The organism is Aurantibacter sp. (assembly GCF_039941195.1).
In the GTDB taxonomy this organism is placed as follows: Bacteria; Bacteroidota; Bacteroidia; order Flavobacteriales; family Flavobacteriaceae; genus Aurantibacter_A.
Genome location: NZ_JBDVFA010000103.1, coordinates 38,061 through 55,210, shown reverse-complemented (window position 1 = coordinate 55,210; position 17,150 = coordinate 38,061). Strand labels below are relative to the sequence as shown.

Genomic DNA, 17,150 nt, shown 5'->3' with positions numbered 1-17,150 from the left:
GCCATCGAGCAAAAAACAATCACAAACAATTACTTTTAAATCCGAAGTTCAACCCAAGATATATGATGACTCCAGAGTCAAATGAACGACCTGACGAACCGATAATAAAGTTCGAATCAATGCTGAAAACAGATGATATCTATTTCTTCGATGCCGAAGATTTCGAGGATATTGTCCACCATTATTTGAACAACGGTAAAATCTCTTTAGCTAAGAAGGCTATTAAGATAGGCTTACAACAGCACCCCGGCTGCATTGAACTTAAGTTGCTTGATGTAGAGGTTTTGGTTTTTGAAAACAATCTTGATCTTGCTGAGAAAATATTGGACGAACTACAAGTATTAGATTCGCATAACGAAGAAATTTATATTCAACGTGCTAATATATATTCGAAGCAAGACAACCATGAAGGAGCTGTAGTTTTACTTCAAAAAGCATTAACCTTGGCCACAAACGGATTTGAAATTCAGTCTATGATGGGTATGGAATACCTTTTTATGGATGATTTTAAAAAGGCAAAAGAGTGTTTCATAAAATGTTTAGATTTTGATGATCAAGATTATACTGCCCTCTACAATGTTATATATTGTTTCGAATTTTTAGAAGATTTTGACGGGGCCATCTATTATTTAAATGATTATTTAGATAAAAATCCCTATTGCGGAATTGCATGGCATCAATTAGGCAAACAATATGCCGCTAAAAAATTATATGCCGAAGCATTAACATCCTATGAATTTGCCATTTTTTCTGATGACACCTTTATGGGTGCTTATTTTGAAAAAGGTAAGATGTTAGAAAAATTAGGTCGTTTTAAAGATGCTATCGAAAATTATGAGACTACCATTAAAATGGAGGATCCTACATCTCATGCATACCTCAGAATTGGCAAGTGTTATGAGCGACTGCGCAATGACGAAATGGCCAAATATTACTTTTACCATACTGTACATGAAGATCCATTATTAGATAAGGGTTGGTTAGCAATAACCGATTTTTATTTCAAAAAAAGGAATTATAAAAAAGCTTTTTATTACATCAACAAAGCGATAAATATTGACGGTGAAAATGCAGATTATTGGAAGAAATGTGCTCAAATCAATAATGCGCTAAGAAACTATCACGAGGCCGATTTTGCCTACAGACAAACGGTGGAGTTTGGTGACAAAGAACATGAGACTTGGGTAAAATGGGCCAATGTTTTAGCAAATAATAAGGACTTTGAAAGTGCTATTCAAGTGCTTATCCAAGGGCAAGGATATTTTCCAAGCAGTGCGAAACTAGCATATAAAAAAGTTGGATTATATTTATTGAATGATGATAAAATTAACGCCAGAATTAGTCTTGTTGACGCTTTAAAACTAAACTTCGACGAGTTTACACTTTTTCAAAAAGAATATCCACAATTTAGTACTGCTGAATGGGTACTAGAAGTAATTGAAAGTATTAGAAAGGCTTCCAAATAAAAAGTCAAATTTAGCGTTTATTGGTTATTAAACCGCTTTGCATGGAACCAAGAAATCTTTTCCAATACATTGTTATCGCCTTAAAAGGCATGGGAATGGGTATTGCTGAACTAGTCCCAGGAGTTTCTGGGGGTACTATTGCATTTGTAGCCGGTATTTACGAAGAATTTATTACTTCGCTAAACAATATCAACCTTAAAACGCTTAACCTATGGCGTAGTCATGGTTTTAAAAGTTTTTGGCTTGCGCTTAACGGAAATTTTTTAGCAGCTTTATTTATAGGCATGCTAATTAGCATTTTTTCATTCTCAAAATTAATTAGTTGGTTACTTGAAAATCACCCCATTCCATTATGGTCTTTCTTCTTTGGTTTAGTATTAGCCAGCGTGTTTTTTGTAGCAAAAGCCATTAATAAATGGAACTTAGCCAAAGTCGTCTTACTAATACTAGGAGCTGTAGTGGCCTTTTATATTACAAAGTTACCACCTGCTGAGAATTCAGATAGTTTATTGTTTTTGTTTTTTTCAGGGGCTCTAGCTATTTGTGCAATGATATTACCAGGTATTTCTGGATCATTTATTTTAGTTCTTTTAGGATCTTATAAAACTGTTTTAGATGCGGTAGACGACCGTGATTTTAAAATAATTATCGCTGTTGGTCTAGGTGTGGTTTTCGGACTATTGAGTTTTGCTAAGGTTTTGAAGTGGATGTTTAACAATTATAAAAATATTACACTTGCTGTTTTATCTGGATTTATTTTAGGTTCATTAAACAAAATATGGCCTTGGAAAGAAATCTTAGAAACCCGTATGTACGGTGACAAAGAAAAAATAATAGCTGAACAAAGTATCTCTCCTTTTTCTTATGATGGCGAATCGCAATTAATGTATGCCATAATTGCTGCTATCATCGGTTTTTCCCTTATTTTTATTTTGGAAAAAACTGCCTCAAAAAAGTGAAAATTACATGTATGAACCACGTACTTTTATAGATCGAATTTTTTTGGTCATTAAAGGACTATGCATGGGTGCTGCTAATAAAGTACCTGGCGTATCTGGTGGTATTGTGGCCTATGTTGGTGGGTTTTACGAAGAATTCATTTATTCCTTACAAAAAGTTAATGGCAAGGCTTTTAAGCTTTTTTTTAGCGGCAGATTAAAAAGTTTTTATCGTTATATAAATGGACAGTTCTTATCGCTATTAATATTCGGTATGCTCGTTAGTTATTTCAGTGTATCCAAACTCCTCGACTATTTTTTAGAAACTAAAGAACTATATGTTTGGGCAGCCTTTTTCGGTATGATATTAGGGTCCATATATTATATAGCTAAAGATTTTGAACATTGGAACAAACGAACTATTCCGGCAGGAATTTTAGGACTTATTGTAGGTATTTCAATTAGTTATTTAAATCCTGCTAAAGAAAATGACAACCTAATTTTTATTTTTTTCTGTGGGATGATTAGTGTATCCGGAATGACCTTACCAGGGCTCTCAGGGTCCTTTATCCTTATTTTGCTAGGCAATTACGTATTGCTTTTAGTAGATTCGGTAAACGCTTTGTATGATACTTTTGCTGATATACTAAAGGGTGATTTTAGTTTCATTCACAACAAAGTCCGAATTGCGACTTTAAAAATACTAGCAGTATTTACCCTAGGATCGGCAACCGGACTTGTAACATTATCACACTTACTAGGCTTTGTGCTTAAGCATTATAAACATATAACCAATGCGGTTATTATCGGGTTTATAACTGGATCATTAGGTGTAGTATGGCCATGGAAAAGAACTATTTTACAGTTGGATGAAAATGGCAACATCCTATTCGATTCTAATGGTAAAGAAATTATTGTAAACTACGAACGTTACTTTCCAGATTTTAATAACATTGAAACGTGGTGGGCATTATTTTTTGCTCTTATTGGCATGTCAATTTTATTAGCCTTAGGTTGGTACGGTAAAAATGGCGGAAGCCAAAAGAAGAAAGTCAAATAAAAATGATACTATTTAGGTTGATTAAAACAATTCGACTAAGAAAAAAAATACAATAGCACTCAATTGGTGTAGGTGAAAAACTTCAAAAAAATAAATGAAAAAAAATAGATTCGGACTCATTGGAAAAAACATATCGTATTCTTTTTCAAGAGGATATTTTGCAGAAAAATTTGAAAAATTAAATCTAGAAAACTATTCCTATGAGAATTTCGATCTGCAATCTATTCAGGAATTTTCAGCACTATTTGAAAATAATTCGGAAGTAAAAGGTTTTAATGTTACCATACCATACAAGCAAGAAATTATTCCATATTTAAACAATATTAATGATACAGCATTACAAATTGGAGCTGTTAATACAATAAAAATTACAAATAAAAACCTCATAGGTTACAATACGGATGTAATTGGTTTTCAAAAATCGATACAACCTCAGCTAAAATCACATCATAAAAGTGCATTAATATTAGGTACAGGTGGTGCATCTAAAGCTGTGGCTCATGTTTTTAAATCCTTGGGAATTAATTTTCAATTTGTGTCTAGGCGACCAAAAAAAGATCAATTAAGTTATGATGATTTGGATAAAGAAATAATACAAAATAATACCCTAATTGTTAACTGTACACCTTTAGGCACGCATCCTGATATTGAAAAAAAACCTGCTATTTTATATCAGTACTTAAGTGAAGACCATTTGCTCTATGATCTAATTTATAATCCTGAAAAAACAGCTTTTCTAAAAGCTGGTGAAGATAAGGGTGCTACGATTATTAATGGACTAAAAATGCTAGAATTACAAGCAGAAGCCTCTTGGGAAATCTGGAATTCTTAATGAAATTTCATTATATATTTCAATAAAAAACTAGTTCAACTTATTATTTATAAAATTCGTTTTTAAAAAGAGCGAGTATAATTTTTGTTGTTACCTATTGAGTTAGTATCTTACAATAACGTTATAGTGTTAAATAGATATAGGGGGCAATGCTTGAAGCAAACGAAGAAAATAAAGAAGAAAAAATTACTGAAACTGCTGCTGCAGAAAATGAAGTAAAACAAAACGATGCTGTTGAAGAAAAAACAACTGCTACTCCTATTGAAAATTCAACGGCTGAAACTACAGAAGAAAGTAGTGTTGAACCTGTTGCCGAAGCTACAGATGAGAAATCAGATGCGATTGAAAGCGAAGCTACAACGAAAGAATCCGCAGACGATGTACTAGAGGAAATAGACGAATCAGTTGCAGAAGATGCAGAAGATACGGACAACCAACAACGACATGAAATTCCTGAATTAGATTACCATGCCATGTCTATGGAGAATTTGGTAGGTGAATTACAGCGATTAGTACGTAATGAAAAAGTACAAGCTATTAAAAAGCATGTTGATGGTATTAAACATGAATTTGATTTAAAATTTCAAGAATTCTTAGAGCATAAAAAAGAAGAGTTTATTAGCAATGGTGGTAGTGAAATAGATTTTCGCTACAATTCTGTAACAAAGCGTCAATTTAACGAAGTTTATCAAGATTACCGTGAAAAGCGCAATAGCTATCACAAAAGCTTAGAAAAGAACCTAAAAGAAAACTTAGCAAATCGACTTTCTATAATTGAGCAACTTAAAGGGCTAATAAATGTAGAAGAGGATATAAATACTACCTATAAAAATTTTAGAGAGTTACAACAAAATTGGAGCAACGCAGGACCAATACCTCGAACGCATTATAATGATGTATGGCGTACTTACCACCACCATATTGAAATATTTTACGATTTTCTACATCTAAATAGAGAATTAAGAGATCTTGATTTTAAACACAATTTAGAAGAAAAGCAAAAGCTGGTAGCCCGCGCTGAATCCTTAGTAGAAATAAAAGATTTAGGTCAGGCATTTCGTGAATTGCAGGTTTTGCATAAGCTATGGAAAGAAGAGATTGGCCCTGTTGCAAAAGAACATCGCGAAGAAATATGGGAGCGTTTTAGTAATGCTACTAAGGCAATGCACCAAAGACGCCAAGATTACTACAAAGAATTAGATGCAGTTTACGAGGAGAATTTAATAAAGAAAAAAGCGATAATTGCCGATATCGCTAAAGTATCGCATAACGTTGCCAACAATCATAAAGTACTGCAACAGCAAATAAAACAAATTGATGCGCTACGAGACGCCTTTTTTAATGCTGGTAAAGTACCGCAAAAAGTAAATGAAAAAACTTGGGCTGAATTTAAAGAGGCGGTTCGTGGTTTTAATAAAAACAAAAATTCTTTTTATAAAAATTTAAAAAAGGAACAGCAAGATAACTTAAGTAAAAAAAGGGAACTATTAAATATTGCTGTAAGCTTAAAAGATAGTGAAGAATGGGATACGGCCACCCAAGAGATGAAGCGTATACAAGGCGAATGGAAAAAAATAGGGCACGTACCTCGTAGGTATTCCGATAAACTTTGGAAAGATTTTAAAACTGCCTGTAATCATTATTTCGACCGACTACATGCTTCAAAAAACACAGAGCGAAAAGAAGAGACCGTAAATCTTGATAAAAAAATAGCTTGTTTAGAAAAGCTCAAAGCCTTTAAACTAACAGGCGAAAGAGATTCAGACTTAGCACAAATAAAAGCTTTTATTGAAGAGTGGAAATCATATGGTCGCGTACCATTTAAAAGAAAGAACATTAATCAAAAGTTCAATACCATTTTAGATGCACTCTTTAAAAAACTAGACATTAGTAGACAAGAGTCTGAGCTCTTAAAATATGGCAACAAAATAAAACAGTTAGCGAACGCTGATAATGATTCAGCAATTTCTAAAGAACGCACTTTTATTCGACGAAAAATATCGGAAAGTAAAACTGAATTGCGCCAATTGGAGAACAATATGCAATTCTTTTCGAACGCTTCAGAAGACAGTCCGATAGTGCAAAATGTAATCAAAAATATTGAGACCCATAAAGAAGCTATTGAGACTTGGAAAGCCAAATTGAAAAAGTTGAACATAATGGAAAATCAATTGATTCGAGATGCTGAAGAAGCGATAGACGAAGAAGAGTAGCAGTTGAATTTTGGTAAGTACAATAAGTTTTAAGAATTTATTCTAAGTAACTAGTCATTGTTTTGAAAATGAAAAATACAACTATATTATTCCTCGTAATTTTAACCTTATTTGCTTGTAAGCCTAAAGTTGCGAAGGAATCTGAAGAAATTAACACCATTGTTTCATTGGATAAACAAAGTATTAAAAAAGTGGATATACATACACATTTCGAATTTGATCGCGATTATTTACCAGATTTCTTTGAAGAGTGGAACATGCAAGGAATGCTTGTCGATGTCGCACATCACACTCCCGAAGGTGTAGGTAGAAGCTGGAATGAATATGTGGCATTGCAAAAAAAATATCCCGATTTATTTTGGTTATGTTCCTCACTAATAGGAGCTGGAATTGATGACCCAGAATTTACAGAAAAAGAAATTGCCCGTTTGCTTAAAGAGATTGAACAAGGGGCTAAAATGGTAAAAGTCTGGAAGAATTTTGGAATGATTACGAAGGATAATAGTGGTAAGTTCATTCAAATAGATGATGAGCGACTACAACCAATTTTTGATTTTTTAGCTGCGAAAGGTATTGCAGTTATGGCACATATAGCCGAACCTATTCAAGCTTGGCGTCCGCTTGACGACCCAAAAAATCCGCATTACGGATATTATAATGAGCACCCCGAATACCATGCCTTTAAACACTCCGAAATTCCGACTTACGAAACTATAATTGCTGCACGAGATAATTGGATTTCCAATAATCCCGATTTAAAAATAATTTGTGCTCATATGGGAAGTATGTCTCATGATGTTGATATGATAGCGGAGCGTTTGGACAAATTCGATAATTTGTACGTAGAACCCGCAGCACGATTTGGTGATTTAGTAGGACAAGATGAAGAAAAAGTGCGAGTCTTTTTTGGCAAGTATCAAGACCGCATTATGTTTGGTACTGATTTTGGCAATCATATCCAACAAGATTCATTAAATGCAACAAAACTTGAAGAAGAACGTGCTTATTTAGAAGAAGAATATGCGTTACGTTGGCAATATTTAAGTACAACAGATTCAGTTGAAATTCGCAGTCAAAAATCAGAAGGATTAGGCTTATCTGAAGAGATTTTACAAAAAGTGTATTACCAAAATTTTGCAGATTTCTTTGAAGTTCAGTAAATAGCAATTTTAAATCTTTTTAATATGGTTCCAGTGAGCTATTTTACATTTTTTGGCTTTACAAGATGTAAATAATGCTTTCTTATAGATTGACGAAAGCTCGTATTTCTCCTCCCCCGTTAATTATATTTAGCAACCTATAAAATGATAATTATGGATAAAGCTTTACAAACAATGATTAGTAATATGCCTGAAAAAACAGGCAAATCATTGGCCGAATGGAAAGAAATTCTGAAAGAAAAATCATTTGCGAAACATTCCGATGGAGTTAAATATTTAAAAAATGACTTCAATGTAACTCATGGTTTCGCTAACACGATTGTAACATTATCTAAAGAGGAAAAAAGCACTACAGACGATTTAGTAAAAGCACAATACAGTGGAAAAGAGCAATTACTACCAATTTATGAAGAGCTAATAAAGTTTGTAAATACATTGGGGTCTGATGTAATAATAACCCCAAAAAAAAGTAGTGTTAGTATTATTCGTAAAAGACAATTTATATTAATAAAACCAGCGACCAAATCTAGAATTGATTTGGGCTTTAAGTTAAAAGATACACCTATAACTAGTAGACTTGAAAACTCGGGTCCTTTTGGTACGATGTGCACGCATAGGGTTAAATTGTCTGCGGTAACTGATATTGATAGTGAATTAAAAAAATGGATTAATATGGCTTATGAAAAATCAATTTAATTTTCATTTAATTCTTGCTAAATAGTCCGCAACTAAAACATAACACACCAATAACATTTTTTAGATAGTACATTGTATATTTAATCAAAATTAAATTTAGGTTAAATGAAGAGTACTTTTGCGCTATTACTACTTTCCAGTTTGGTATTCTCTTGTTCAAAAACATCTGATGAAATATATACGTATACCTTCCAAGAAAATGCTCAGTTAATAATTGAAGAAAATTATGATGGAAGTTATATGAAATATAGTTCCGTGGTAGATGGTAATAATTTGGTATTCACGTATGAGTTTCAAGCAGAAGATGAGAAAGATATCGCAGATGATGAGTATTCTGAAGTAATTCGATTTGAAATTCAACCCGATTTAAATGAATTTGAATATTCAACAACTGATCTTGAAGCTATTAAAGCTGTTTATTCTGAAAATTGTTTTTGCTTTTTTGGCGATGATAATAAAAACACCTCACCAAAAGGTACAATAAAAGGCAAAAAAATATCGGATACAGAATGGGATATAACCATTGATGTTGTTTTCTATTCAGATGATGCAAAAAACATCTCGAATATTTTTAGGCTTCAAGAATAAAATTACAGGCTAAACAATCTATACCAACAAGCTGTTAAAACTATTTTTATGTCAAAATATCTTACAATTTTTTTAATGTTGTTTTCCATTTATTCAGGAACCTCACAAAACAATTTTCAAGAAATATTTAAAAACGACATCAGACCTTCTAAGGAAAACCTTCGAATTGATGTTGAAGATGAGTTAGGAAACAAAGGATATTTACCAATTTCCATCATAAAAGGAAAAAAAGACGGTCCTGTATTTACCATAGTAGCTGGTGTTCATGGATTTGAATACCCGCCTATTATGGCCACTCAAGAATTATTACAAGAAATTAATCCGGAGAATTTAACTGGTACATTACTAATAATACCCATAGCAAATATTGGCTCATTTTACACGCGAACGCCTTTTATGAATCCACAAGACAATGTAAATTTGAATGGAGCTTTTCCTGGTAATTCATCTGGTACCATTACCGAGAAATTAGCCTTCTTAATTTCTGAAAATATTATTCCAGTAACAGATGTATTTTTAGATATTCATGGGGGCGATGCCTGCGAAGACCTTATTCCATTTGTGTGCTATTACAATAATAAAAATAAACCCAAGCAAACACAAAAGGCTCAAGAACTATCTGAAATTAGCGGCTTTGAATATGTTGTTTCATACCCTTATACTATTGCCGATGATGAAGCCGCGAAATATGTTTTTAAGCAAGCTGTACAAGATGGGAAAACCGCGCTAAGTATCGAGTGTGGCAAATTAGGCAATGTACAAAAAGAAGCAGTGAGCACTATAAAAAATGGTGTTTACAATATGCTTAAAGAAATGAAGATGTATCAAAAAACCACACTGCCGAAAACTAACTTTACCTTATTAAATAATCAAACCTATATTAGATCCAATGAGAATGGCATCTTTTATAGCAAATACAAAGCAGGAGATTCAGTAAAAAAAGGTGACAAGGTAGGATATACTACTGATGAATTTGGAAATGTAATTGCCGAATACATTGCAGATACTTCTGGTATTATCTTATACAAACTTGCCACCCCCCCAATTAATGATGGCGATACTGTTATGTGTATTAGCACCCATTTATAAACAAACCAAAACGCCAGTAATTTCATAAATCTATTTCTTTTACAGTGTTTCAATCGTTTTTTAAATGCATCCACATTTGTAGCATTACAGCACATCTTTTAACAACTTCATAAGTAATTTTACATCAGAGAGTTAAAGCAATTCTCATTTAATTTAAAACATCACAAATGAAGTTAGAAAATAAAAGAGTAGCTATTTTAGCTACAGACGGATTCGAGAAATCAGAACTTTTTGAACCCCTGAAAGCACTAAAAAATGAAGGTGCACGAGTTGATGTCATCTCTGTAAAGCAAGGCCCAATTAAAAGTTGGGACGGCAATAATTGGGGTGAAACCATTGATGTAGACTATTTAGTAAACGACATTAATGAAAATGATTACAATGCACTAGTACTGCCAGGCGGAGTAGCAAATCCTGATTTATTGCGTACCCACGAAAACGCATTAAATTTTATTCGCGAATTCTTTAAAAGTGGAAAACCAGTAAGTGCCATATGTCACGCTCCTTGGTTATTAATAAGTGCGAGAGTAATTGAAAATAGAAAAGTAACTTCGTACCATAGCATTAAGGATGATGTGATAAATGCTGGCGCAAATTGGGTGGACCAAGAAGTTGTAGTAGACCAAGGTCTTGTTACCAGCAGAAATCCTAATGACTTACCCGCCTTTATTAATAAAATAATTGAGGAAGTTAAAGAGGGTAAACACGAAGACCAAGTGGTTAATGCCTAATTATTTAAGTATAAAAAGGAGTGGATTATAAATCCACTCCTTTTATTTTAATCAACCTAAAACAATAGAGTTTATGCCAATATTAGGATCATTAATTAAAGGACTTATACACACTGCTGATAAAATTACTTCAGATAGCACTCCTATTGAAGAACAAAAACAAGTATTAAAAGAATTATTGGAGAAAGCAGTTACAACAAAATTTGGTCAAGCATATAATTTCAATGAAATTCTAAAGGCTGATAATATTCAGAAATCTTTTGCTGAACAGATTCCCTATTTCGATTATAAGAGCATTCATGATAAATGGTGGCAACAACAATACAAAAGCAACCAAGCTGATATTACATGGCCTGGTAGCGCTGACCATTATGCGCTAAGTTCAGGAACTACAGGCAAAACGAGTAAACGTATACCAGTGACACAGGATATGATTTCTGCCATTAAAAATGCTGGCATTCAACAAGTGTTAGCACTCAATAATTTTGACCTTCCTACTGAGTTTTTTGAAAAAGGAATTCTAATGTTAGGTAGCTCTACAGATTTAACTGAGAAAAAGAATCATGTAGAAGGTGAAATTAGCGGTATAAGTGCGAGTAATATTCCTTCGTGGTTTAGAGGTTATTATAAACCGGGACAAGAAATTGCTGAAATTGACGATTGGGATCAACGAGTAAAAAAAATAGTTGAAGAAGCACCTAATTGGGATATCGGAGCATTAAGCGGAATACCTTCATGGATTGAATTGATGTTAGAAGAAGTAATCTCAGCACATAATTTAAATAACATTCATGACATTTGGCCCAACCTTGAAGTATATACTTCAGGCGGTGTTGCATTTGGCCCTTACGAAAAAAGTTTTAATGCCTTACTGGGTAGAACAATAACTGTTATAGATACATATCTAGCTTCAGAAGGTTTTATCGCTTTTCAAAGTAGACCAGAAACAGATGCAATGAAGCTTGTTACAGATAATGGTATTTATTTTGAATTCGTTCCTTTTACTGCAGAAATCATTAATGAAGATGGATCCATCAAACAAAATGCAAAAGCCTTAACCTTAGAAGAAGTAATATTGGACCAAGATTATGTACTTATTATGAGTACAGTTTCTGGTACATGGCGTTATTTAATTGGAGATACCATTGAATTTACTGATGTAGAAAAAGCAGAAATAAAAATTACTGGTAGAACAAAATTCTTTTTAAACACAGTGGGCTCACAGCTATCTGTAAATAAGCTAGACAAGGCAGTTTCGGAAGTAGAAGAAAAATATGATGTTCAAATACCGGAATATACATTGTGTGCAAAAAAATATGAAGATGGTTTTTATCATTCGTGGTATTTAGGTTCAGACACTACAATAGATTCAAAAGAAATAGCTACCGCATTGGATGAATTTTTAAAAGCTGCAAATAAAAATTATAAAGTCGCTCGCTCAAAAGCTTTACAAGGAGTAAAAGTAACGATAGTTAATCAATCGGTTTTTCATGAATGGAGTGGTGAGAACAAGAAAAAAGGTGGACAAGTTAAAATGGAACGTGTAATGGGTCAAGATAAATTTGAAACATGGGAGAATTTTGTAAAAAAACAAGCATAGTCTTTATAACACTTTATTTAAATCGCGTTCTTCAATTAACTGCATAATTTCTTCGGGAGATAAATACAAAGTTTTAATTCTATTTCTATATTTCTCCGGAATACCTGCTTGTTTTAATATGAAATTCTTCGTTTTCAAAATATAATTTTCCATTCCACTATTTACTGCATAGGTATCTGCGGCACGCTCCGCAGTTTTAATATGATTTTTAGAGAATACGTATTTAATACCGAACCAAATTAATCCGAAAGCACTTTTATTTTGATAATCCATTATATGACCGAGTTCATGGCCAATCCATCCAATTAAAATATCTTTTGGAATATCTTTCGTTAAATAGGAAGTGTCACCAATCGTAAACTTTTCACTTATTAGAATTACATAATATCTTTTTTTTGAAAAGAGGGTTTTAAAAAGCGGTTGCGCTTGCATGGTAGATTTTTTAATCTTCTTTTTAAATTTAAATTGAATGGCTGTCTGTTCTAATTCAGGATAATAAGACAACGCTATGTTTGTTTCTTCATTAATACTTTCCGGAATTTCGTGTTGTGCGGTAATTGTCATAGACATTAATATGAAAAAAATTAAGTGTTGCATTTATATTCTTTAGCACCACAAACTATAATTATAACTGTAGTGGTTAATTTCAATATAACAAAGAGTTATAGGGCACGCAAGCCCAAATAGCATATGGGTTAGCATCTAAACGGATAGGACTAACATAAAGGTCAACTAACTATTAATTTAGAATAAAAACAAAATTATGGGTGTACTAGCAACAGCAGAAAATCAAATTAAATTATTTTATAATTCCAAGAATTCCTTAGGTAAACAAACGAAAGCCTATGTAAAATCATCAGAAAAAAAGATAAGCACAATCAATACTAGTAAAGACAATTTAACCGGCACTCAATGGGCTGAAATTGCGGATGGACTAAACCTTAATGTTTCAGACCTAATTGATAAAGAACAACCAGAATTTAAAAAAGTTTATGGTGATAGTTGTGCTAGTTTAGAGGAATCGGAATGGTTTAAAATTTTAGAAAAAAATCCGCAATTGGTGTCCAAACCAATTTTATTAGTTGGTGATAACTTTTACAGCATTGACACGCCATCGGATGTGGTAAAATTTATTGAACCCGATAGCGCGAAATTGGAAAATCAGAATAAATAAATATGATACGGAAAGGAACAGAAGTAAAATGGAACTGGGGCGATGGTACAGCTACAGGCAAAGTAATGAATACTTATACCGAGAAAATTACGAAAACCATAAAAGGTACTGAGATAACTAGAAATGGTGAAACGGGGAACAAAGCATTATATATAGAACAATCTGACGGAAGCAGGGTACTAAAAAGTGAAAGTGAAGTACAAAAGCTTTAGTTATATTAATAGTATTTTTAGTCTAAACAAATTTCTTAAGTTGGCAGCGTGTATTTAGGTAAAGGAATTTCCATTCCCCTGCCCCACTTTTTGAAAAATAACTAAGAGGTTAATTAAAATGTATTTGCTTCATAAACTAGCTTACATTATTTAAAGGTAATGGACGATATAAAATACTATACTGACTTAAAGAATTCTAATAAATCACTAGTAAAGTTATTGGATTCTGCATCTTCATTTACAGCGGTTCCCCTTAGGTGGCATGTAGTTGTAGTCGATATTGAGAATTCTACTCAAGCGGTAGATGAGGGCAGACACCATCAAATAAATCTAACAGCCACGGGAGCAATCATTTCTGTGTTAAATACGATTAGAAAAGAAAAACAAAAAGTTGAAATTCCTTACTTCTTCGGTGGCGATGGCGCCACTTTTTTACTACCAACATCTCTTTTAGAAAAAATTATAATTGTCTTGGACAACTATAGTCTTCATATAAAAATAAAAACTAATTTAATACTTAGGGTTGGCCATATATCCGTTCAAAGTTTAGTAGAAAAAAATCATCAATTATATTTAGCCAAACATCAATTAACTTCACAACTCGCTATTCCCATTGTACTTGGCAATGGCCTTAAAATAGCTGAAGAAATTATCAAAAACACCTTCGCGGAAAATGATTTAAAGGATTTTAAAAAACACCTTTTAAATTTAGAGGGAATGGAGTGTAGGTGGAAAGTGATTAATCCATTAATAACTCAAAAAAAAGTAATTTGTTTATTGATAGACACTGTTAATGTAGAAGAACAACGAGCTATTTATAAGGACATATTATTTCAGATGGACCAGATTTTTGGCACTTTTCAAAACAGAAGGCCTATTAAAAGCAACAATTTGACTTTGGATAACGGCATATCTAAAATCTGGAAAGAAATGAAAATTAGTCTAGCAGATAAAAGCTGGATTTATCTAATAAAGAATTGGATTGTAGTGCACATTGGCAAGCTTTATTTAACGTTAACATCTAATGGTCAACAGTATTTAAATCAGATTGGTCAATTATCACATACTTTCATGCTCGACGGCATGATTAATACCATATTCACCGCTGAACAAAGTAAAATTGATGATTTCACAAAGTATTTAAATCAACTGGAAAAAGATAAAAAAATAATATACGGACTTCATGTAACTCACGCTTCCATTATGTCTTGTTATGTGCTGGATAGAAAAAAGAATCATGCTCATTTTGTAGATGGAACAGAAGGAGGTTATACCGCTGCGGCAAAAATGTTTAAGTCGAAACTGAAGGCATAACATGATATTTTATCAAATTAATTAGTTTGAGAATTTTGAATTAAAATTGAAATAAAAATGAAGACAAAAAAGTTACCGATAATCAAATTAATTTTAGTGCTTCAATGTATGTGTTTTTCAATTTTGAATTTGGCTGCCCAGGATTTACAAAAACATATATGGGAAAATAGAATATTAATCATTAAAACTGATGATGAAAATTCGAAAATTTACAAAGAACAATTAAATGAATTTAAAAATTCTATCCAAGACCAAATTGAAAGGAAATTTGTACTATATCAGGTAATAGGAGATTCGTTTGTATTCCGTAATTATAAGAATTCAGCATTAAATAGTTCAGGATTAGTAACTGAAGAATTTACCAAAACAATGCTAAGAAAAAATAACAATTTTGAAATAATACTACTTGGATTGGACGGAGGTATTAAGCTTCGCCAAACAAGGTTACTAAAGAAAAATAGGCTTTATGAAATTGTTGATTCTATGCCAATGCGAAGCGCTGAGATAAAAAATAAAAAACCCAAATAAAAATCACTAAAAAGTTAATGCAAGCTATCAATATAGTTTTCCCTCATCAATTATTTCTTAAAAGTCCCCTTTTGAGAAATGGTCATGATATTTACCTAATAGAGGAATATTTATTTTTCAAACAATTTAAATTTCACAAACAAAAAATAGCTTTTCATAGAGCATCCATGAAAGCTTATCAAGAGTTTTTAGAAAGTTTAAATCTTAACGTTCATTATATAGATTCGGCTAATTATTTATCGGACATCAGAAATTTTCATGAAGTAATAAAAGAAAAAAATATAACCGCCATCCACCTAATTGAATTAACAGATGATTGGCTTTTAAAGCGCATACATGCTTTGGACAATAACTGTGAAATTGAGACTTACGCCGACCCACAATTTCTAAATACCAAAGAAAATTTAAACAGTTTTTTTAGACCCGACAAAAAATCTTTTTTTCAAACCACCTTTTATAAACAACAACGAAAACAACGCAATATTTTATTAGATGCTGATGATAAACCATTAGGCGGCAAATGGACCTTCGATTCAGAAAATCGAAAAAAATATCCAAAAAACAAAACTCCACCCGCCGTTTTTTTTCCAAATTCATCGCCAGTATGGAATGAGGCTATCAATTATACGAAACATAATTTCTCAAAGAATCCAGGTGATATTTCTAAAAATCGATTTTATCCTATTACGCATCATGAAGCCAATGAATGGTTCGAACAGTTCTTAGCATATCGATTTTATGATTTTGGTAGCTATGAAGATGCTATGCTAAAAGAAGAAATTATTTTAAATCACAGTATACTTTCTCCGCTTCTCAATACTGGTTTACTGCTTCCTAAATACATCGTAGAACGAAGCCTATCGTTTGCAGCACAAGAAAGCATACCAATTAATTCCACCGAAGGATTTATAAGGCAAATTATAGGTTGGCGTGAATTTATAAGAGGCATGTATCTCTGTAAAGGGAGGTTCTCAAGAACACGTAATTTTTGGAATTTTCAACGTAAAATTCCGCTTTCCTTTTATGATGGCACTACTGGTGTAGATCCCATTGATAATACCATAAAAAAGGTGCTTAAAACTGGTTATTGTCACCATATTGAACGATTAATGATACTTGGTAATTTTATGCTTTTATGTGAATTTGACCCAAAGGAAGTATATCGATGGTTCATGGAATTGTTTATAGATGCCTACGATTGGGTAATGGTACCAAACGTGTATGGTATGTGCATGTTTGCCGATGGCGGTACCTTTGCAACTAAACCCTACATTGGGGGGTCTAACTACATTAAAAAAATGAGCAACTACCCTAAAGGAGATTGGGAAAGTACGTGGGAGGGCATGTTCTGGAATTTTGTGATTAAGCATAAAGAATTTTTTAAATCTAATCCTAGAACGACAATGTTAGTACATTCATTGAATAGAATGTCTGAAGAAAAACGCACTACGCACATTGCTAAAGCTGAAAAGTTTATAGAATTAAAATTGTCCTAAAAACAACCGAGTTAAGCTCCTATTTCCCTTCCTGATTAACACATAAACACTAT

Annotated in this window: 17 protein-coding genes; 16 read left to right on the top strand and 1 reads right to left on the bottom strand. The window is 32.7% G+C overall.

All coding sequences use genetic code 11. The annotated features are described in order from the left end of the window. Window positions 1-62 precede the first annotated feature (62 nt). From ABJF52_RS18040 to ABJF52_RS17990, 11 genes are all read left to right on the top strand, one after another. Complete coding sequence (locus ABJF52_RS18040; protein WP_348153421.1) at window positions 63-1,466, top strand: hypothetical protein; 1,404 nt, start codon at window positions 63-65, stop codon at window positions 1,464-1,466. Between the two features lie 41 nt (window positions 1,467-1,507). Next, window positions 1,508-2,425, top strand: a complete 918-nt coding sequence (locus ABJF52_RS18035) for a DUF368 domain-containing protein (protein ID WP_348153419.1) — start codon at window positions 1,508-1,510, stop codon at window positions 2,423-2,425. Between the two features lie 7 nt (window positions 2,426-2,432). Continuing rightward, a complete protein-coding gene (locus ABJF52_RS18030) occupies window positions 2,433-3,464 on the top strand; it encodes a DUF368 domain-containing protein (protein ID WP_348153417.1) in 1,032 nt (343 codons plus the stop codon). A 94-nt stretch (window positions 3,465-3,558) separates the two neighbouring features. After that, entirely contained in the window at window positions 3,559-4,296 is a 738-nt protein-coding gene (locus ABJF52_RS18025) for a shikimate dehydrogenase (protein WP_348153415.1), read from the top strand. A gap of 149 nt (window positions 4,297-4,445) precedes the next feature. After that, on the top strand, window positions 4,446-6,509 hold the full coding sequence (locus ABJF52_RS18020; protein ID WP_348153413.1) for a DUF349 domain-containing protein: 2,064 nt from the start codon (window positions 4,446-4,448) through the stop codon (window positions 6,507-6,509). A gap of 68 nt (window positions 6,510-6,577) precedes the next feature. Then, window positions 6,578-7,669: an amidohydrolase family protein gene (locus tag ABJF52_RS18015; RefSeq protein ID WP_348153411.1), complete on the top strand. Its 1,092-nt coding sequence runs from the start codon at window positions 6,578-6,580 to the stop codon at window positions 7,667-7,669. A 153-nt stretch (window positions 7,670-7,822) separates the two neighbouring features. After that, complete coding sequence (locus tag ABJF52_RS18010) at window positions 7,823-8,365, top strand: DUF4287 domain-containing protein (RefSeq protein WP_348153409.1); 543 nt, start codon at window positions 7,823-7,825, stop codon at window positions 8,363-8,365. Window positions 8,366-8,470: 105 nt separating this feature from the next. Continuing rightward, complete coding sequence (locus ABJF52_RS18005) at window positions 8,471-8,953, top strand: hypothetical protein (RefSeq protein WP_348153407.1); 483 nt, start codon at window positions 8,471-8,473, stop codon at window positions 8,951-8,953. A gap of 48 nt (window positions 8,954-9,001) precedes the next feature. After that, window positions 9,002-10,042 (top strand): succinylglutamate desuccinylase/aspartoacylase family protein, encoded by a 1,041-nt coding sequence (locus ABJF52_RS18000; RefSeq protein WP_348153405.1) that lies wholly within the window; start codon window positions 9,002-9,004, stop codon window positions 10,040-10,042. Window positions 10,043-10,209: 167 nt separating this feature from the next. Further along, the gene (locus tag ABJF52_RS17995; RefSeq protein WP_348153403.1) at window positions 10,210-10,773 is read left to right on the top strand and encodes a type 1 glutamine amidotransferase domain-containing protein; all 564 of its coding nucleotides are present in this window, start codon (window positions 10,210-10,212) and stop codon (window positions 10,771-10,773) included. 73 nt (window positions 10,774-10,846) lie between these two features. Further along, window positions 10,847-12,373 carry a GH3 auxin-responsive promoter family protein gene (locus ABJF52_RS17990; RefSeq protein ID WP_348153401.1) on the top strand — a complete coding sequence of 509 codons (1,527 nt, stop codon included), beginning with the start codon at window positions 10,847-10,849 and terminating at the stop codon, window positions 12,371-12,373. A gap of 3 nt (window positions 12,374-12,376) precedes the next feature. Here ABJF52_RS17990 and ABJF52_RS17985 read toward each other — a convergent pair whose 3' ends face one another. Continuing rightward, the gene (locus tag ABJF52_RS17985; protein WP_348153399.1) at window positions 12,377-12,970 is read right to left on the bottom strand and encodes a hypothetical protein; all 594 of its coding nucleotides are present in this window, start codon (window positions 12,968-12,970) and stop codon (window positions 12,377-12,379) included. Between the two features lie 166 nt (window positions 12,971-13,136). Here ABJF52_RS17985 and ABJF52_RS17980 point away from each other — a divergent pair, with 166 nt between their 5' ends. From ABJF52_RS17980 to ABJF52_RS17960, 5 genes are all read left to right on the top strand, one after another. Next, a complete protein-coding gene (locus ABJF52_RS17980; protein WP_348153397.1) occupies window positions 13,137-13,547 on the top strand; it encodes an ArsC/Spx/MgsR family protein in 411 nt (136 codons plus the stop codon). Window positions 13,548-13,549: 2 nt separating this feature from the next. After that, window positions 13,550-13,759: a DUF2945 domain-containing protein gene (locus ABJF52_RS17975; protein ID WP_348153395.1), complete on the top strand. Its 210-nt coding sequence runs from the start codon at window positions 13,550-13,552 to the stop codon at window positions 13,757-13,759. A 159-nt stretch (window positions 13,760-13,918) separates the two neighbouring features. After that, window positions 13,919-15,073: a DUF3095 family protein gene (locus ABJF52_RS17970; RefSeq protein WP_348153394.1), complete on the top strand. Its 1,155-nt coding sequence runs from the start codon at window positions 13,919-13,921 to the stop codon at window positions 15,071-15,073. Between the two features lie 57 nt (window positions 15,074-15,130). Continuing rightward, window positions 15,131-15,601, top strand: coding sequence for a DUF4174 domain-containing protein (locus ABJF52_RS17965; RefSeq protein ID WP_348153392.1), 471 nt, complete (start codon window positions 15,131-15,133; stop codon window positions 15,599-15,601). A 17-nt stretch (window positions 15,602-15,618) separates the two neighbouring features. Further along, window positions 15,619-17,097 carry a cryptochrome/photolyase family protein gene (locus tag ABJF52_RS17960; protein ID WP_348153390.1) on the top strand — a complete coding sequence of 493 codons (1,479 nt, stop codon included), beginning with the start codon at window positions 15,619-15,621 and terminating at the stop codon, window positions 17,095-17,097. The last annotated feature ends 53 nt before the right edge of the window (window positions 17,098-17,150 follow it).

Excerpts from the sequence above, each read along its gene's own strand:
- ABJF52_RS18040 (WP_348153421.1), top strand. The coding sequence starts at position 63 with ATGATGACTCCAGAGTCAAATGAACGACCTGACGAACCGATAATAAAG.
- ABJF52_RS18035 (WP_348153419.1), top strand. The coding sequence starts at position 1,508 with ATGGAACCAAGAAATCTTTTCCAATACATTGTTATCGCCTTAAAAGGC.
- ABJF52_RS18030 (WP_348153417.1), top strand. The coding sequence starts at position 2,433 with ATGTATGAACCACGTACTTTTATAGATCGAATTTTTTTGGTCATTAAA.
- ABJF52_RS18025 (WP_348153415.1), top strand. The coding sequence starts at position 3,559 with ATGAAAAAAAATAGATTCGGACTCATTGGAAAAAACATATCGTATTCT.
- ABJF52_RS18020 (WP_348153413.1), top strand. The coding sequence starts at position 4,446 with ATGCTTGAAGCAAACGAAGAAAATAAAGAAGAAAAAATTACTGAAACT.
- ABJF52_RS18015 (WP_348153411.1), top strand. The coding sequence starts at position 6,578 with ATGAAAAATACAACTATATTATTCCTCGTAATTTTAACCTTATTTGCT.
- ABJF52_RS18010 (WP_348153409.1), top strand. The coding sequence starts at position 7,823 with ATGGATAAAGCTTTACAAACAATGATTAGTAATATGCCTGAAAAAACA.
- ABJF52_RS18005 (WP_348153407.1), top strand. The coding sequence starts at position 8,471 with ATGAAGAGTACTTTTGCGCTATTACTACTTTCCAGTTTGGTATTCTCT.
- ABJF52_RS18000 (WP_348153405.1), top strand. The coding sequence starts at position 9,002 with ATGTCAAAATATCTTACAATTTTTTTAATGTTGTTTTCCATTTATTCA.
- ABJF52_RS17995 (WP_348153403.1), top strand. The coding sequence starts at position 10,210 with ATGAAGTTAGAAAATAAAAGAGTAGCTATTTTAGCTACAGACGGATTC.
- ABJF52_RS17990 (WP_348153401.1), top strand. The coding sequence starts at position 10,847 with ATGCCAATATTAGGATCATTAATTAAAGGACTTATACACACTGCTGAT.
- ABJF52_RS17985 (WP_348153399.1), bottom strand. The coding sequence starts at position 12,970 with ATGCAACACTTAATTTTTTTCATATTAATGTCTATGACAATTACCGCA.
- ABJF52_RS17980 (WP_348153397.1), top strand. The coding sequence starts at position 13,137 with ATGGGTGTACTAGCAACAGCAGAAAATCAAATTAAATTATTTTATAAT.
- ABJF52_RS17975 (WP_348153395.1), top strand. The coding sequence starts at position 13,550 with ATGATACGGAAAGGAACAGAAGTAAAATGGAACTGGGGCGATGGTACA.
- ABJF52_RS17970 (WP_348153394.1), top strand. The coding sequence starts at position 13,919 with ATGGACGATATAAAATACTATACTGACTTAAAGAATTCTAATAAATCA.
- ABJF52_RS17965 (WP_348153392.1), top strand. The coding sequence starts at position 15,131 with ATGAAGACAAAAAAGTTACCGATAATCAAATTAATTTTAGTGCTTCAA.
- ABJF52_RS17960 (WP_348153390.1), top strand. The coding sequence starts at position 15,619 with ATGCAAGCTATCAATATAGTTTTCCCTCATCAATTATTTCTTAAAAGT.